Below are 14976 nucleotides of genomic sequence, written 5' to 3' on the forward strand. Positions count from 1 at the left end.
ATGTTTGAACTCGAGGAAGTAGGAACACCGGAGGCTGAGGCGAGCTCGACGGTGATCAAGGTCGTCGGCGTCGGCGGCGCAGGCGGCAATGCGGTCGAGCACATGATCCGCGAAGGCGTCGGCGGCGTCGAATTCATCTGCTGCAACACCGACGCGCAGGCGTTGAAGAAAAGCACCGCCCATGTGAAGTTGCAGCTCGGCCCGGGTCTGGGCGCCGGCGGCAAGCCGGAGAAGGCCAGGGAACTGGCGGTGCTCGACCGCGAACGGATAGCCGAGGCGCTCACCGGAGCGCACATGGTGTTCATCACCGCCGGTATGGGCGGCGGCACCGGTACCGGTGCCGGACCGGTGATTGCCGAGGTCGCGCGCGAACTGGGCATCCTCACCGTGGCCGTGGTGACCAAGCCCTTCGAGTACGAGGGCAAGCGCAAGCGCCTGGCCGAAGAGGGCGTGGCCGAGTTGGCGCGCCACGTCGATTCGCTGATCATCATCCTCAACGAGAAACTCGAAGAGGTGCTGGGCGACGAGGTCAGCATGCTCGAAGCCTTCCAGGCCGCGGACAACGTGTTGCGCAATGCGGTCGGCGGCATCGCCGAAATCATCAACGTGCCGGGCCTGGTCAACGTCGACTTCGAGGACGTGCGCACTGTGATGGGCGAGATGGGCAAGGCGATGATGGGTTCCGCCGTCGCCGCCGGCGTCGATCGCGCCCGCGTCGCGGCCGAGGAGGCGGTGGCCAGTCCGCTGCTGGAAGGCATCGAGCTGTCCGGCGCGCGCGGCGTGCTGGTGAACATCACGGCCAGCAGTACCCTTGGACTCAAGGAGTACAAGGAAGTGATGAAGACCATCCGCCAATACACCGCACCGGAAGCGACGGTGATCTGCGGCGCCGTGTTCGACGAAACCATGGAAGATCAGTTGCGGGTGACGGTGGTCGCCACGGGCCTCGGCATCGTCGGTGCACGCGAAGCCGCCAAGCCCGCCATGCGCGTGGTCGAAACCGTGGGTCTGCGCACCGGCACCGACAACCTGCAGGTGTACGATGTCGGCATGAGCCAGGGCCCGATCGACCTTTCCAGCGTCACCAGCAGCGCGCGCGGCGCCCCGCGCAATGCGCAGGCCGATGCCATGGCCGCATCCGGCGTGGATAAGTACGATATCCCGGCCTTTTTGCGCCGCCAGTCGGACTGAAACCTGGTCCGGCCACCGGTTCCGGCGGGCGCCTCCTCCCGCCGGGCCGGGCGGCCGTGCTAAAATTGCGGCTCTGCACCATTCCATTTGAATGACCGTCCGATGCTTCGTCAGCGCACCCTGAAATCAGTCGTCAAGGCCACCGGCGTGGGTCTCCACTCCGGCGTCAAGGTCGCGCTCGTGCTGCGCCCGGCACAGCCGGACACCGGGGTGGTGTTCCGTCGCGTCGATCTGAACCCTCCGGTCGACCTGCGCGCCGACCCCTTCGGCGTCGGCGATACGCGGCTGGCGTCCTGCCTGGAACAGGACGGCGTCAAGGTCGCCACGGTCGAACACCTGATGTCTGCGCTGGCCGGACTCGGCATCGACAACATCTATGTGGACGTCGATGCGGCCGAACTGCCGATCATGGACGGTTCGGCTGCGCCCTTCGTCTTCCTGCTCCAGTCGGCCGGCATCGAGGACCAGAAGGCGGCGAAGAAATTCCTGCGGGTGAAGAAAGTCGTCGAAGTCAAGGACGGCGACAAGTGGGCCAGGCTGTCCCCCTACGACGGCTTCAGCCTCGACTTCTCGATCGTCTTCAATCATCCGGCCATGGATCGTGCGGCGTCGCACGCTCACATCGATTTCGCCGACCAGTCCTACTTGCGGGAAGTTGCCCGTGCCCGCACCTTCGGCTTCATGCAGGACGTGGAATCCCTGCGCGATCAGGGTCTGGCGCTCGGCGGCAGCATGGAAAACGCCATCGTGATGGATGAGTACCGAATACTCAACAGCGACGGCCTGCGTTACGCCGACGAGTTCGTCAAGCACAAGATTCTCGACGCCGTCGGCGATCTCTACCTCGCCGGACATCCCCTGCTCGCGGCATTCGCGGCCCACAAGTCGGGCCATGCGCTGAACAACCTGCTGTTGCGCGCCCTGCTGGCGGATGCCTCCGCCTGGGAACTGGTCAGCTTCCAGCGCGCCGAAGAAGCGCCGGGCAGCATCGCCCGGCTCTACCCCAAGCTCGCCTAGAGACCGGTCGGGCCATGCTCCTGCTCAGGATCATCGGCATACTTACGGCGATCACCATCGGCAGCGGCATCGTGGCCTGGCTGTTTACCCGCGATCGACGCTACCTGGTTCTGTCGGGCCGTGTCGCCCTGGGCGCGCTGATCCTCGCCCTGGTGATCCTGGTGCTGATGGCCGCCGAGCGCCTGATCATTCTTTAACGCTGCGCAACAAGCGCTCCAAGGCTTCCTTGAGGGGGGATTCCCCCGGCAGGCGCGCGGCCAGTGCAGTCAGTTCCTGCTTCTGTTTGGGGCCGGGCAGGGCGGGTCTTTGGTGTGGCTGCGGTGGCGGCGACGGGTTGCGGGCTTGCACTCGAACCTCGATTTGGGTAACCTTCGCCTCCTTATTCGACAAATCGCCGGCGAGACTAGGTCCGAATTGACGGATTTTCGCCGCGACCGCGCCGTTGGCGGCGTGGATAAAAAGTTTCCCCAGCCGGAAGTTGGCAACCCGGACATGAGGCCGGAGAGCCTCCGGCAGTGCGGCTTCCAGAAGTCGCTGGAATTGGAGCAGGCGTTGGGCGTGGGCTGCAAGCCGCGCCATGCTGTCACCGGAGGCAAGGTGTTCCTGGAGACTGCGCGCTGTCATCGGAATTGGAGTTTCAGTGTAGGCCGAGGCCGGCATTATCGGCGTTAAACACCGCGGACCGCGCTGAAACGAACCTGAAGGGAGGGAAGGGATGCATATTATTCTCGTCTCCGACCGGCTGGCAACTGCCAGAAGCATCAGGCTGACCTGGCATCATGCGATTCTTTTCGCGGGCGCCATGTTTGCCACGGTCCTCGTGCTGTCGTCGCTGTTTTCCTATGTCACCGTCCGCCATGCGGCGGAAATCCGCCTTCCCTTCCTGCAGGATATGCTGCGCGCAATAAATGCCGAGGATACCCAGCGCTCGAAGGACTTCGTCCGCGAAAACCTCAACGCCATGGCGGTCAAGCTCGGCGAGATGCAGGCGCAACTGTTGCGGCTGGACACCATAGGCGAACGGCTCGCCGGCATGGCGGGGGTCAAGCCCCAGGACTTGAAGGCATTCGAAGCCAAGCCCGATGGCCGTGGCGGGCCGCTGCTGCTACCCGCGGCGATGTCGCCGACGGAGTTGCAGCGTGCGGTCGACGCACTGGCGAATCAGGTCGAGGCGAAGTCGGATGCGATTTCCATGATCGAATCGCAGATGCTGGAAGACCGCATCAGGAAGAGCCTGCTGCCCACCAGCCTGCCGGTCGCGGCGCAATGGAATGCTTCGGCCTATGGCTGGCGAGTCGATCCCTTCACCGGCGAACGGGCGATGCACGAGGGTGTGGATTTCGTGGCTGCGCCGGGGACCGGCATCAGCGCCGCCGCCGCGGGTGTGGTGTTGACCGCCGAGCGTCATCCGCAATACGGCAATCTGGTGGAAATCGATCACGGCAAGGACTTGATCACGCGATACGCCCACGCCTCGAAGATTCTGGTCCACGCCGGACAACTGGTGAAGCGCGGCCAGAAGATCGCCGAGGTGGGTAGCACCGGACGGTCCACCGGGCCGCATCTGCATTTTGAAGTTCGCATCCGCGGTCTGGCGCAGAACCCGGATCGCTTCCTGCGCATGGCGCAGACGGGCCAGCGGTCGACTCATCGCCGCTAAGCAAGCGGGGAGCGCCCATTCCCCGCATGCTAAAATCGCATCTTTGTTTTTCCCAGCCGATTTGCGGCCGCGTACCCCATGATCACCGATTTTAGCTGCAGCATAACGCCCGCTTGCGCGGGCATTGGCTTTCTCTGAAGCCGGTTTCCGAGTGATATGAAAATGACAACCGGCTTTAGTTCCAGCATAACGCCCACATTCGCGGGCATTAGCTTTCTCTGAAGCCGGTTTCTGAGTGATATGAAAATGATAACCGGCTTTCTCAAGAAGATTTTCGGCAGTCGCAATGACCGGCTGATCAAGCAGTATTCCCAAACCGTGGCCCGCATCAACGGACTGGAAGCCGCCACCCAGCAGCTTTCCGACGAAGCCTTGCGCGCCAGGACGGAAGAATTCCGCGAGCGTCACGCCAAGGGTGAGTCGCTCGACGACCTGTTGCCGGAAGCCTTTGCCGTGGTGCGCGAGGCCAGCCGCAGGGTGCTCGGTCTGCGCCACTTCGACATGCAGTTGATCGGCGGCATGGTGCTGCATTACGGCAAGATCGCCGAAATGCGTACCGGCGAAGGCAAGACGCTGACCGCGACGCTGGCCGTGTATCTGAATGCGATTTCCGGCAAGGGCGTGCATCTGATCACGGTCAATGATTACCTGGCAAAGCGCGATGCCGAATGGATGGGGCGCATCTACCGTTTTCTCGGGCTTACCGTCGGCATCAATCTTTCGCAGATGCCGCACGATGAAAAGCAGGCCGCCTACGCCGCCGACATCACCTACGGCACCAACAACGAATTCGGTTTCGACTACCTGCGCGACAACATGGTGTACTCGGCCGACGAGCGGGTGCAGCGCGGCCTCAACTATGCCATCGTCGATGAGGTGGACTCGATCCTGATCGACGAGGCACGTACGCCGCTGATCATCTCCGGCCAGGCCGAGGATCACACCGAGCTGTATGTGCGCATGAATGCGGTGCCGCCGATGCTGGAAAAAGGCGAGGCAGCCAAGGGCGAAGGCGAGGTCGATACCGGCGACTATACGGTCGACCTCAAGTCGCACCAGGTGCTGCTGACCGAAGCCGGTCACGAGCAGGCCGAGGAGATACTGGCGCGCTTAGGGCTGCTGGCCGAAGGCAGCAGTCTTTATGAGCCGGCCAACATCCTGCTGATCCATCATCTGTACGCCGCACTGCGCGCGCACAACCTCTATCACCGCGATCAGCAGTACGTGGTGCAGGAAGGCGAGGTGGTGATCGTCGACGAATTCACCGGCCGCCTGATGGCTGGCCGCCGCTGGTCGGATGGTCTGCACCAGGCCGTCGAGGCCAAGGAAGGCGTGGCGATCCAGGCCGAGAACCAGACCCTGGCGTCGATCACTTTCCAGAACTATTTCCGCATGTACGGCAAGCTCGCCGGCATGACCGGCACGGCCGATACCGAAGCCTACGAGTTCCACCAGATCTACGGCCTCGAAACCGTGGTGGTCCCGACCAACCGGCCGATGATCCGCAAGGACGAGAACGACCAGATCTACCGCACCGCGCCGGAGAAACATGCGGCGATCATCGCCGACATCCGCGCCTGTCATGGGCGCGGACAGCCGGTGCTGGTGGGCACCACCTCGATCGAGAATTCCGAGCTGCTGTCCGAATTGCTGAATAAGGAAAAACTGCCGCACCAGGTGCTCAACGCCAAGCAGCACGCGCGCGAAGCCGAGATCGTGGCCGAGGCCGGCCGCCCCGGCATGATCACCATCGCCACCAACATGGCCGGGCGCGGCACCGACATCGTGCTGGGCGGCAACATCGAAAAGCCGACCAGCGCCATCCGCGACGACGAGGCCCTGTCCGCGGCGGAGAAGGAAGCGCGCACTGCCGCGCTCAAGGCCGAATGGCAAAAGGTGCACAACCAGGTGCTGGCCGCCGGTGGCCTGCACATCATCGGTTCCGAGCGCCACGAGTCGCGCCGCATCGACAACCAGCTGCGCGGCCGTTCCGGTCGCCAGGGCGACCCGGGTTCCTCGCGCTTCTACCTGGCGCTGGATGACTCGCTGCTCAAGATCTTTGCCGGCGAGCGTCTCAACACCATCATGGTGCGGCTCAAGATGCCCGAGGGCGAGGCGATCGAGCATCCGCTGGTCAGCCGCTCGCTCGAATCGGCCCAGCGCAAGGTCGAGCAGCGCAACTTCGACATCCGCAAGCAACTGCTCGAATACGACGACGTCTCCAACGACCAGCGCAAGGTGATCTACCAGCAGAGGAACGAGCTGCTCGACAGCGAGGACATCGCCGAGACCATCTCGGCCATGCGCCAGGGGCAGATCCACGACACCTTCCGCCTCTACATCCCGGCCGAAAGCGTCGAGGAGCAGTGGGACGTCAACGGTCTGGAAACCGTGCTGGCGGCCGAGCTGCAGCTCAAGCTGGCGGTCGCCGAGTGGATCAGGACCGAACCGCAACTCGGCGACGACGACATCCTCAAGCGCCTGCTCGATGCCGGCGACGCCGCGTATGCCGAGAAGATCGCCAAGGTCGATGCCGCCGCGTGGTCGGGCTTCGAGCGCAACGTCATGCTGCAAAGCCTCGACACGCACTGGCGCGAGCACCTGTCGGCGCTCGATCACCTGCGCCAGGGCATCCATCTGCGCGGCTACGCGCAGAAGAACCCGAAGCAGGAATACAAGCGCGAGGCTTTCGAGCTGTTCGAGGGTTTGCTGCAAACCGTGCGCAGCGAAGTCTCCAAGCTGCTGATGACCGTCGAGGTGCGCAGCGAAGAACAGATCGAAGAGGCCGAAGCGCCGCCGCAACTCGAGAACGTGCAGTACCACCATGCCGACTATGACGAAGCGCTCGGCGCGGCGGCGGCCAAGCCGGCGCTGCCGGTGGAGCGGCATGCGCCCAAGGTCGGCCGCAACGACCCCTGTCCCTGCGGCAGCGGCAAAAAATACAAGCACTGCCACGGCAAGCTGAATTGACCCGGGAACGGCATCCGACCCTGATCGAGGACGCGAGTGGTCACAATGCGTCCGTCCTGATCCTCGACCAGACGCGTTTGCCGCGCGAGGCGGTCATGCTGCGGCTGGCGTCGCTGGAGGACGCAGTCCAGGCGATCCGCGTCATGCAGGTGCGCGGCGCGCCGCTGATCGGCGCCACCGCCGCCTACGGCGTCGCGCTCGGCCTGGCCGACGACGCCGGCGATGCGCGCCTCGCCTACGTGATCGAAACCCTCGCCGCGACACGGCCGACCGCGGTCAATCTGCACTGGGCCCTGGCGCGCATGCGGCGCGTGCTGCAAGAGTTGGCGCTGGCGACACGGCGTGAAGCTGCCTGGAACGAGGCGCGCGCCATCGCGAATGAAGACAAAGAGGCAAACGCGGCCATAGGGCAGCACGGCTTGCCGCTGATCGCGCGCATCCGCAACGCGACGGCCCGATCCAACCATTCCCTTCCGCAGGAAGGGCTGACGTCATCGCCTTCCCCGCCTGGCGGGGGAGGTCGGGAGGGGGTGCGCGCATATTGTGACGGTGACGTAGTCAACGTCATGACCCATTGCAACGCGGGCCGTCTGGCGACCGTCGAGCACGGCACCGCCCTGGCGCCGGTGTACGCCGCGCACGCCGCCGGCATTCCCGTGCATGTCTGGGTCTCCGAAACCCGGCCGCGCAACCAGGGCCTGCTGACCGCCTGGGAACTTGCCGAGGCCGGTGTGCCGCATACCCTGATTGCCGACAATGCCGCCGGCCTGCTGCTGATGCAGGGCAAGGTCGATCTGGTGATCGTCGGCGCCGACCGCATCGCGGCGAATGGCGATACGGCGAACAAGATCGGCACCTATCTCAAGGCGCTTGCCGCGCGGGCGCATGGCGTGCCGTTTTATGTGGCGGCGCCGCTGTCGACCATCGACTTCGCCTGCGCATCGGGCGCGCAGATCCCGATCGAGGAGCGCGCCGCCGACGAACTCGGCGCCGGTGAGGTGCCGGTGGCCAACCCGGCTTTCGATGTGACCCCGGCCGCGCTGATCGGCGGCATTATTTCCGAGCGAGGCATCGCCGCCGCGGATGCGCTGGCGCAGTGGCGGCCATGAGCGCGATCAACATCGATCTCGCTGGAAAAGTGCTCGCCACGGCGCGCGCGATGAATGCCTCCGGCATCAATCGCGGCAGCGCCGGCAACGTCAGTGCGCGCTGCGACGGCGGCTTCATGATCACGCCGACCGGCATGGCCTATGACGCCTGCGAGCCTGCCGACATGGTGAGAGTTGGCGCTGACGCGCTCTGCGTACCTGGGATTCCGCTTCGCGGGCAGGTAACGGCGAGCGGCCGCCGCAAGCCCTCGTCGGAGTGGCGTTTCCATCGCGACATCTACGCCGCGCGGCCCGAGGCGGGCGCCGTGGTGCATACGCATTCGCCCTTCGCCACCGCGCTGGCCTGCCAGCAGCAGGGCGTGCCGGCCTTTCATTACATGGTGGCGCGTTTCGGCGGCGCTGATGTGCGCTGCGCGGCCTACGCCACCTTCGGCAGCCAGGAGTTGTCCGACGCCATCATCGCCGCGCTCGACGCTCGCAGCGCCTGCCTGATGGCGCATCACGGCATGGTGGTGTTCGGCCGCGACTGCGATCAGGCCCTGGCGCTGGCCGTGGAACTCGAAACGCTCTGTGAGCAGTACTGGCGCGTGCTGCAACTGGGTGCGCCGAAGCTACTTGCCGCCAAGGAAATGGATTGCGTCTTGGCGAAGTTCGCCAGCTACGGCCAGCAGGATTGAGAGAAGCTCCGGGCGCCGCCTAGGCGGCGTGGTAGGACGTCACCCGCTCGACTTCATTTTTCGAGCCGAGGATCACCGGCACGCGCTGGTGCAGCTTCTCCGGCTGGATGTCGAGGATGCGCCGCCGCCCGTCGGTGGCCGCGCCGCCCGCCTGTTCGACGATCATGGCCATCGGATTGGCTTCGTACATCAGGCGCAGCTTGCCGCCCTGGGCGCGCGTCTTGCTGTCGACCGGGTACATGAAGATGCCGCCGCGGCTCAGGATGCGATGCACGTCGGCCACCATCGAGGCTACCCAGCGCATGTTGAAGTCTTGTCCGCGCGGGCCGTCCTTGCCGGCCAGCAGTTCGTCGACATAGCGCTTGACCGGGGCGTCCCAGTAGCGCGCGTTGGACGCGTTGATGGCGAATTCGCGCGTCTCCTCGGGAATCCTGACGTTGGCCTGGGTCAGCACGAAGCGGCCGAATTCGCGATCGAGGGTGAACACATTGACGCCGTCGCCCAGTGTCAGCACCAGCAGCGTGGTCGGCCCATACACGGCATAGCCGGCGCAGACCTGGCGCGTGCCGGGCTGCAGGAAGGCCTGCTCGGTCGGGTCCATGCCTTCGGGGCATTGCAGCACCGAAAAGATGGTGCCGACCGAGACATTCACGTCGATGTTCGACGAGCCGTCGAGCGGATCGAACAGCAGCAGGTATTCGCCTTTCGGGTAGCGGTTGGGGATGGCGTGCGGCAGCTCCATTTCCTCCGAGGCCATGCCGGCCAGGTGGCCGCCCCACTCGTTGGCATCGAGCAGGATTTCGTTGGAAATCACGTCGAGCTTCTTCTGCACCTCGCCCTGCACGTTGTCGCTGCCGGCGCTGCCCAGCACGTCGGCCATGCCGCCCTTGCCGATGGCGATGGAAATCGCCTTGCAGGCGCGCGAAACCACCTCGACCAGCAGTCGCAAATCGGGAGAAATCACGTTCTTGTCGCGTTGCTCCTCGATCAGGAAGCGGGAAAGAGTCATGTGGCGCATGGTTTTTTCGCGGTAGGTGGATGAAAAGAGCCGCGCATTATACCGATGCACCACCTGCATCTGGCGCGCCCACCAGCGACCCGCGCCGGGGTCATGGATGGATATGTCTTTGGTGATATTCTCGATGTTTTGGACATAGCGGCCCGCTGCAGTGAACGCCCTTTCCCTGGAATCGATTCTTACCGTCGACGTAGTGACCTGCAACGCGGCGGCGGCGCTGGGCGACGTGCTGCGCAGCATGGAGCGCGAGCGCATCAGCTGCATCGTGGTGGTCGATGAAGAGCGGCGCCCCTGCGGCATTTTCACCGAGCGTGACGCCGTGGCCTTGCTGGCCGAAGGGGTGATCGTTCAGGCAATTCCCGTGGGCGACGTGATGAGCAGCCCGGTGGTGACCCTGCCGGCCTCGGTCGATTATCACGATGCGCACTTGCACATGCTGGAGCATGGTGTGCGCCATCTGGTTGCGGTGGATGGCGACGGCCGCGTGGCGGGCGTGATATCCGAAGCGGATTTCCTGGCCCACCTCGACGACGAATACTTCCTGGAGCTGAAGACCGTCGCCACGGCGATGACGCAGGATCTCAGGGCCTTGGACCTCGGTGCCACGCTGGGCGAAGCCCTGCGCCTGATGCACCGGCGGTGCAGCGATCACGTGGTGGTGACCGAGGCCGGCGCGGCGGTGGGTATCCTGACCGATCGCGACGTGGTGCGTTGCGCCGGCGGCGGCGAGCGCCTGGGGACGCCGCTGGCCGAGGTGATGACGCGCGGCGTGCATTCCATTGCGCCGGCCCGGCCACTGCAGCAAGCAGTGCAACTGATGACGGAACTGAAGGTACGCCGCCTGCTGGTGGTCGACGATGGCCGCATGCTGGGCGTGGTGACGCGCCATGAAATCGTCCGCGCCATGCAGGGACGCCACGTCGAGGTCCTGCGCAACACCATCGCCCGTCTGCGCAGCAAGCTGCTCAAGGCCGGCGGACGTTACGCCGAGATCGGCCGCCACTTGATTCTCGGCAGCGTGTTCGACCGCATCGGCGACGGCGTGTTTCTCGCCGACGTGGCCAGCGGCGTTTATGTGGACCTCAACGACCGCGCGGTCGAGATGCTCGGCTATCCGCGCCGCGAGGTGATCGGCCGCCACGTCTGGGAGATATTGACCGGCTTCGCCGACGTGGCCGGCTGGCGCGACTGGAACGCCGGTTTGAGCGACCAGGTGCGCGTCGTCAGCACCGACTTCCGCCGCCGCGACGGCAGCCTGCTGCCGGTCGAGGTGCGTGTCTATCAGGTGCACGACGGCGAGCGTCTGCTGCACGTGGCGATCTTTCGCGATACCTCCGCCACGCTGAAAATCGAGGCCGCGCTGCGCGAGGGCGAGCGCTACTACCGTCATGTGATCGACAGCGCCACCGATGGCTATTTCGCGATCGACCACGAACGCCGCTTCATCGAGGTCAACGACACCCTGTGCCGGCTGTTCGGTTACCCCGCAGCCGAGTGGCTGGGTAAAACCCCCTTCGATTTCATCACCGAGGAGAGCCAGGCCGATCTTGCGGCGCAGATCCGGCGCATCGACACCACCGATCACCGACGGTTTCAGCTGATCGCCCGCCGCAAGAACGGCAGCACCTTTCCCATCCTGCTCAACAATTCGACGCATCGCAACGAGAAGGGCGAGGTGGTCGGCTCATTCGGCTTCATCACCGATCTCAGCCCGATCATCGAAGCGCAGCGCGCCGTGGCCGAATCCGAGCGCGAACTGCGCGGCATTCTCGACGATCTGCAGGATACCTATTACCGGACCGACCGGGATGGTCGCATCGTGCGCGCTTCGCACTCCGTCCTGCAACTGCTGGGCTATACGGCCGAGGAGGTGCTGGGCCGCAAGCTGGCCGATCTTTATTGCTCGCAGTCCGATCGCGACGAGTTTCTGGCCCGCATGCAGGCCAACGGCGGCCATATCGTCGGCGGCGAGTCGCGCTTGCGGCACAAGGACGGCCATGAGTTGTGGGTGCTGACCACGGCGCATTTCATTCACGATGCCGACGGCAATATCGCGGGCGTCGAGGGCACCACCCGCGACAATACCAGGCAGCGCCACGCCGAAGAGGAACTGCGCCTGGCGGCCAAGGTATTCGAGAGCAGCGGCGAGGCGATCATGATCACCGACACCGCGGGCCGCATGATCTCGGTCAATCAGGCATTCACCCGGGTCACCGGGTATTCCCCGGCCGATGCCGTCGGCCGCAACGCCAGCATGCTCGCCTCCGGCAACCACAACCGCGAATTTTTCCGCGACATGTGGCAGGCCCTGCTCGCCACCGGCTACTGGCAGGGCGAGATCTGGAACCGGCGGCGCAACGGCGAGGTATTCCCGGAATGGCTGGGCATTTCATCGGTGCGCGACGGCGCGGGCAGGATCACCCATTTCGTCGGCATATTTTCCGACATCAGCGAGCGCAAGGCGACCGAGGCGAAGATCGAGTTCCTCGCCCACCACGACCCGCTGACCGGCCTGCCCAACCGCCTGCTGCTCAAGGACCGCATGGAACAGGCGATCGCGCATGGTGAACGCACCGGCAGGAAGGTGGCGCTGCTGTTCGTGGATCTCGATCGCTTCAAGACCGTCAACGACTCCTACGGGCACCCGGTGGGCGACGTGCTGCTGCGCGACGCCGCACAGCGCCTGCTGGCCTGCGTGCGCGAGTCCGACACGATCAGCCGCCATGGCGGCGACGAATTCCTCGTGGTGCTGACCGATCTGCACAGTTCCGAAGTGCCGGCCCAGATCGCCGCGAAAATGATGACGGTGCTGGGCGAATCCTTCCACATCGAGGCGCACGAGGCGAAGATTTCGGCATCGGTCGGCATCGCCGTCTATCCGGAGGACGGCGACGCTTTCGACATGCTGCTGAGGAAGGCCGATACGGCGATGTACCACGCCAAGGCCGCCGGCCGCAATGCCTTCCGCTTCTATACCGAGCGCATGAATGCCGACGCGCAGGAAAGGCTGGACCTGCACAACAACCTGCGCCGCGCCCTGGAACGCGACGAATTCGTGCTGTACTACCAGCCGCTGGTCGATCTGACGAGCGGCCGCATCGTCGGCGGCGAAGCCTTGTTGCGCTGGCAGAGTCCGCAGCAGGGCCTGGTTGCGCCGGGGCATTTCATTGCCGCGGCGGAACACAGCGGCCTGATCGTGCCGCTCGGCGAATGGGTGCTGCAGGAAGCCTGTCGCGAGCTGGCGCACTGGCATGCGGCGGGGCACGCGCAGCTTTCGATGGCGGTGAATATCTCGTCCATCCAGTTTCGCCGGGGCGATGTCGAAGAGACGGTGCTGCGTGCGCTGGCCGCCGCCGGCGCGAAACCCTCGGCACTGGAACTGGAGCTCACCGAGTCGATCCTGATCGACGGCACCGAATCGGTGCTGGCGACCATGGGGCGCCTGCAGGCGCTGGGCGTGCGCCTGGCGATCGACGACTTCGGCACCGGCTATTCGAGTCTGGCCTACCTCAAGCGCTTCGCCGTGGATAAGCTGAAGATCGACCAGTCCTTTGTCCGCGACATCGTCGCCGATCCGGAGGATGCGGCAATCGTGCGCGCGGTGATCCAGATGGCCCGCAGCCTCGGCCTGCGCGTGGTCGCCGAGGGCGTCGAGACCGAAGCCGTGGCCGCCGAATTGCGCGCCATGAATTGCGACCTGGTGCAGGGCTACCACTTCGGCCGGCCGCTGCCCGCGGCGGATTTCCGTCGCCTGATCGGCATCGATCCAGGCCGGTAGAGGCTTCCCCGGCCGTGGCAGCGGCCCGGATTTGGTGGTGAGCGGGTTGAGGTGCGGCCGGCAATATTGCTCTCCCGCTTACCTGGTAAGCGACGTGCTATGCTGCAAACGTTTACTCGCTCAGGAGTTTGCCATGGCCGCCGCAACGCTTACCGAAAAAGGTCAGATCGTGATTCCCGCCGAGATTCGCGCACGTCACGGCCTGACGCCCGGCACCCAGGTCGAGTTTGTCGATGAGGGGGGCACCATCCGCCTGCTTGTCCGGCGGCGCGTGACGCCGTCCGATCCTGCGGCCGGTTATGGCCTCGTCAAGCTGAAAGCCAAGGGCAAGCCGAGGCGTCTGGCGGATTTTGATCCGGCCAGCCTGCTCAAGGGCAAGAAGGAAGCGGCGGCATGATTGCCGTTGATACGAACATCCTTGCGCGGTTTTATTGCGACGATCCGGATGACGTCGAGGCCAAGCGTCAGCGACCGCGAGCCCGGCGCGTGATGCTCGAATCCGTGGCGGTATTCGTGCCGCTGACGGTGATACTTGAATTCGAATGGGTCATGCGCGGCTTCTACGAAGTGGAGCCGAATATCTTTTGCCAGGCCATCGAACACCTGCTGGGCATGCCTCATGTGACGGTAGAGCGATGGGAGGCGGTGAAGGACGCCGTCGATCTGCATCGAAAAGGCCTCGACTTCGCCGATGCGCTGCATTGGGTATGCAGCGCGGCATGCAGCCAGTTCGTCAGCTTCGATGATCGCGGGTTCGTGCGTCGGGCGAAGCGCTTGAAGCTGGTGCCCGATGTGACGGTGCCGGGACCATGACTGCTGGGTGATGCCTGAACTGCGTGGGAGATGGCCCGGCCGCGCGCTGGGTGAAGAAGAGGCAATTACCTCTCGGTGGGGGTAATAACGCTACGCCGCCAGCCGCTGAACCTGATCAAGCGTTGCCGCCATTCCCGAACGCGCTTCTTCCAGATCGTAATCCGCCTGCAAGCCCATCCAGAAAGACTCCGAGGTACCGAAGGTCTTGGCCAGGCGCAGGGCGGTATCGGCGGAAATCGCGCGCTTGCCGAGGACGATTTCGTTGATGCGGCGTGGCGGCACGCCGATGGCGCGGGCCAGCGCGTTCTGGCTGATGTTCATCGGCAGCAGAAATTCTTCCAGCAGCACTTCACCGGGGTGGATGTTGGGCAGCTTCTTCATGACGATCCTCCGTCAGTGGTAATCGACAATTTCAACCGCCGTCGCGCCGTTGGCGTTCCAAACGAAACAAATGCGCCACTGGTCGTTGATGCGGATGCTGTGCTGGCCGCGGCGGTTGCCTTTGAGCGCTTCCAGCCGGTTGGCCGGCGGAATGCGCAGATCGGCGAGCGCGGCGGCATTGTTCAGCATACGCAGCTTGCGGCGGGCGATGTTCTGGATTTCGCCGGGGAGACGACGGGATACCCGGCCGTACCAGATGCCTTCCGTCTCCGTGCATTTGAAATCCAGAATCATGGCAAAGTATAACGTTATGCGTTATATAACGTCAAGCGTCATGCCTGCGGTCGGTGAAACTCGGAGTA

14 protein-coding genes are annotated in these 14976 nt (G+C 64.6%); 10 read left to right on the top strand and 4 right to left on the bottom strand.

Annotated features, from left to right (window positions below; translation table 11 throughout):
* From ftsZ to RMO95_RS08515, 3 genes are all read left to right on the top strand, one after another.
* On the top strand, positions 1–1191 hold the full coding sequence (gene ftsZ, locus RMO95_RS08505) for a cell division protein FtsZ (protein ID WP_310450184.1): 1191 nt from the start codon (positions 1–3) through the stop codon (positions 1189–1191).
* A gap of 102 nt (positions 1192–1293) precedes the next feature.
* The gene (lpxC, locus tag RMO95_RS08510) at positions 1294–2208 is read left to right on the top strand and encodes a UDP-3-O-acyl-N-acetylglucosamine deacetylase (protein WP_310450185.1); all 915 of its coding nucleotides are present in this window, start codon (positions 1294–1296) and stop codon (positions 2206–2208) included.
* Between the two features lie 14 nt (positions 2209–2222).
* Positions 2223–2405, top strand: coding sequence for a hypothetical protein (locus RMO95_RS08515; protein ID WP_310450186.1), 183 nt, complete (start codon positions 2223–2225; stop codon positions 2403–2405).
* Here RMO95_RS08515 and RMO95_RS08520 read toward each other — a convergent pair.
* Complete coding sequence (locus RMO95_RS08520; RefSeq protein WP_310450187.1) at positions 2395–2787, bottom strand: DciA family protein; 393 nt, start codon at positions 2785–2787, stop codon at positions 2395–2397. The genes RMO95_RS08515 and RMO95_RS08520 overlap by 11 nt on opposite strands.
* 136 nt (positions 2788–2923) lie before the next feature.
* On the opposite strand from RMO95_RS08520, the gene RMO95_RS08525 reads away from it, so the two are divergent.
* The 4 genes from RMO95_RS08525 to RMO95_RS08540 all read left to right on the top strand — a co-directional run bounded on the left by RMO95_RS08525 (position 2924) and on the right by RMO95_RS08540 (position 8624).
* Complete coding sequence (locus tag RMO95_RS08525) at positions 2924–3868, top strand: M23 family metallopeptidase (protein WP_310450188.1); 945 nt, start codon at positions 2924–2926, stop codon at positions 3866–3868.
* A 246-nt stretch (positions 3869–4114) separates the two neighbouring features.
* Positions 4115–6838, top strand: a complete 2724-nt coding sequence (gene secA / locus RMO95_RS08530) for a preprotein translocase subunit SecA (RefSeq protein WP_310450325.1) — start codon at positions 4115–4117, stop codon at positions 6836–6838.
* Positions 6839–6858: 20 nt separating this feature from the next.
* On the top strand, positions 6859–7947 hold the full coding sequence (locus tag RMO95_RS08535) for an S-methyl-5-thioribose-1-phosphate isomerase (RefSeq protein ID WP_409574937.1): 1089 nt from the start codon (positions 6859–6861) through the stop codon (positions 7945–7947).
* Positions 7944–8624 (top strand): class II aldolase/adducin family protein, encoded by a 681-nt coding sequence (locus tag RMO95_RS08540; RefSeq protein WP_310450190.1) that lies wholly within the window; start codon positions 7944–7946, stop codon positions 8622–8624. Before RMO95_RS08535 ends, RMO95_RS08540 begins: the two co-directional genes overlap by 4 nt.
* A 19-nt stretch (positions 8625–8643) precedes the next feature.
* Here the strand turns inward: RMO95_RS08540 and RMO95_RS08545 are convergent, their stop codons facing one another.
* Positions 8644–9642, bottom strand: a complete 999-nt coding sequence (locus RMO95_RS08545; protein ID WP_310450191.1) for a class 1 fructose-bisphosphatase — start codon at positions 9640–9642, stop codon at positions 8644–8646.
* Positions 9643–9793: 151 nt separating this feature from the next.
* On the opposite strand from RMO95_RS08545, the gene RMO95_RS08550 reads away from it, so the two are divergent.
* The 3 genes from RMO95_RS08550 (at position 9794) to RMO95_RS08560 (ending at position 14233) form a co-directional block, all read left to right on the top strand.
* Positions 9794–13420 (top strand): PAS domain S-box protein, encoded by a 3627-nt coding sequence (locus RMO95_RS08550; RefSeq protein ID WP_310450192.1) that lies wholly within the window; start codon positions 9794–9796, stop codon positions 13418–13420.
* A 133-nt stretch (positions 13421–13553) separates the two neighbouring features.
* The gene (locus tag RMO95_RS08555; RefSeq protein ID WP_310450193.1) at positions 13554–13817 is read left to right on the top strand and encodes an AbrB/MazE/SpoVT family DNA-binding domain-containing protein; all 264 of its coding nucleotides are present in this window, start codon (positions 13554–13556) and stop codon (positions 13815–13817) included.
* Positions 13814–14233: a type II toxin-antitoxin system VapC family toxin gene (locus RMO95_RS08560; RefSeq protein ID WP_310450194.1), complete on the top strand. Its 420-nt coding sequence runs from the start codon at positions 13814–13816 to the stop codon at positions 14231–14233. The genes RMO95_RS08555 and RMO95_RS08560 overlap by 4 nt, the downstream gene beginning before the upstream one ends.
* Before the next feature lie 90 nt (positions 14234–14323).
* Here RMO95_RS08560 and RMO95_RS08565 read toward each other — a convergent pair whose 3' ends face one another.
* On the bottom strand, positions 14324–14614 hold the full coding sequence (locus RMO95_RS08565; RefSeq protein WP_310450195.1) for a HigA family addiction module antitoxin: 291 nt from the start codon (positions 14612–14614) through the stop codon (positions 14324–14326).
* 12 nt (positions 14615–14626) lie between these two features.
* On the bottom strand, positions 14627–14908 hold the full coding sequence (locus RMO95_RS08570) for a type II toxin-antitoxin system RelE/ParE family toxin (protein WP_310450196.1): 282 nt from the start codon (positions 14906–14908) through the stop codon (positions 14627–14629).
* Between the last annotated feature and the right edge of the window lie 68 nt (positions 14909–14976).

It is taken from the genome of Sulfuritalea sp., from assembly GCF_031426875.1.
Taxonomy (GTDB): domain Bacteria; phylum Pseudomonadota; class Gammaproteobacteria; order Burkholderiales; family Rhodocyclaceae; genus Sulfuritalea.

What these genes read in the sequence shown, in the direction of transcription:
- RMO95_RS08555 (WP_310450193.1), top strand. Translation starts at nt 13,554, where the DNA reads ATGGCCGCCGCAACGCTTACCGAAAAAGGTCAGATCGTGATTCCCGCC.
- RMO95_RS08525 (WP_310450188.1), top strand. Translation starts at nt 2,924, where the DNA reads ATGCATATTATTCTCGTCTCCGACCGGCTGGCAACTGCCAGAAGCATC.
- ftsZ (WP_310450184.1), top strand. Translation starts at nt 1, where the DNA reads ATGTTTGAACTCGAGGAAGTAGGAACACCGGAGGCTGAGGCGAGCTCG.
- RMO95_RS08520 (WP_310450187.1), bottom strand. Translation starts at nt 2,787, where the DNA reads ATGGCGCGGCTTGCAGCCCACGCCCAACGCCTGCTCCAATTCCAGCGA.
- RMO95_RS08545 (WP_310450191.1), bottom strand. Translation starts at nt 9,642, where the DNA reads ATGCGCCACATGACTCTTTCCCGCTTCCTGATCGAGGAGCAACGCGAC.
- RMO95_RS08570 (WP_310450196.1), bottom strand. Translation starts at nt 14,908, where the DNA reads ATGATTCTGGATTTCAAATGCACGGAGACGGAAGGCATCTGGTACGGC.
- RMO95_RS08565 (WP_310450195.1), bottom strand. Translation starts at nt 14,614, where the DNA reads ATGAAGAAGCTGCCCAACATCCACCCCGGTGAAGTGCTGCTGGAAGAA.
- RMO95_RS08515 (WP_310450186.1), top strand. Translation starts at nt 2,223, where the DNA reads ATGCTCCTGCTCAGGATCATCGGCATACTTACGGCGATCACCATCGGC.
- RMO95_RS08540 (WP_310450190.1), top strand. Translation starts at nt 7,944, where the DNA reads ATGAGCGCGATCAACATCGATCTCGCTGGAAAAGTGCTCGCCACGGCG.
- secA (WP_310450325.1), top strand. Translation starts at nt 4,115, where the DNA reads ATGATAACCGGCTTTCTCAAGAAGATTTTCGGCAGTCGCAATGACCGG.
- lpxC (WP_310450185.1), top strand. Translation starts at nt 1,294, where the DNA reads ATGCTTCGTCAGCGCACCCTGAAATCAGTCGTCAAGGCCACCGGCGTG.
- RMO95_RS08560 (WP_310450194.1), top strand. Translation starts at nt 13,814, where the DNA reads ATGATTGCCGTTGATACGAACATCCTTGCGCGGTTTTATTGCGACGAT.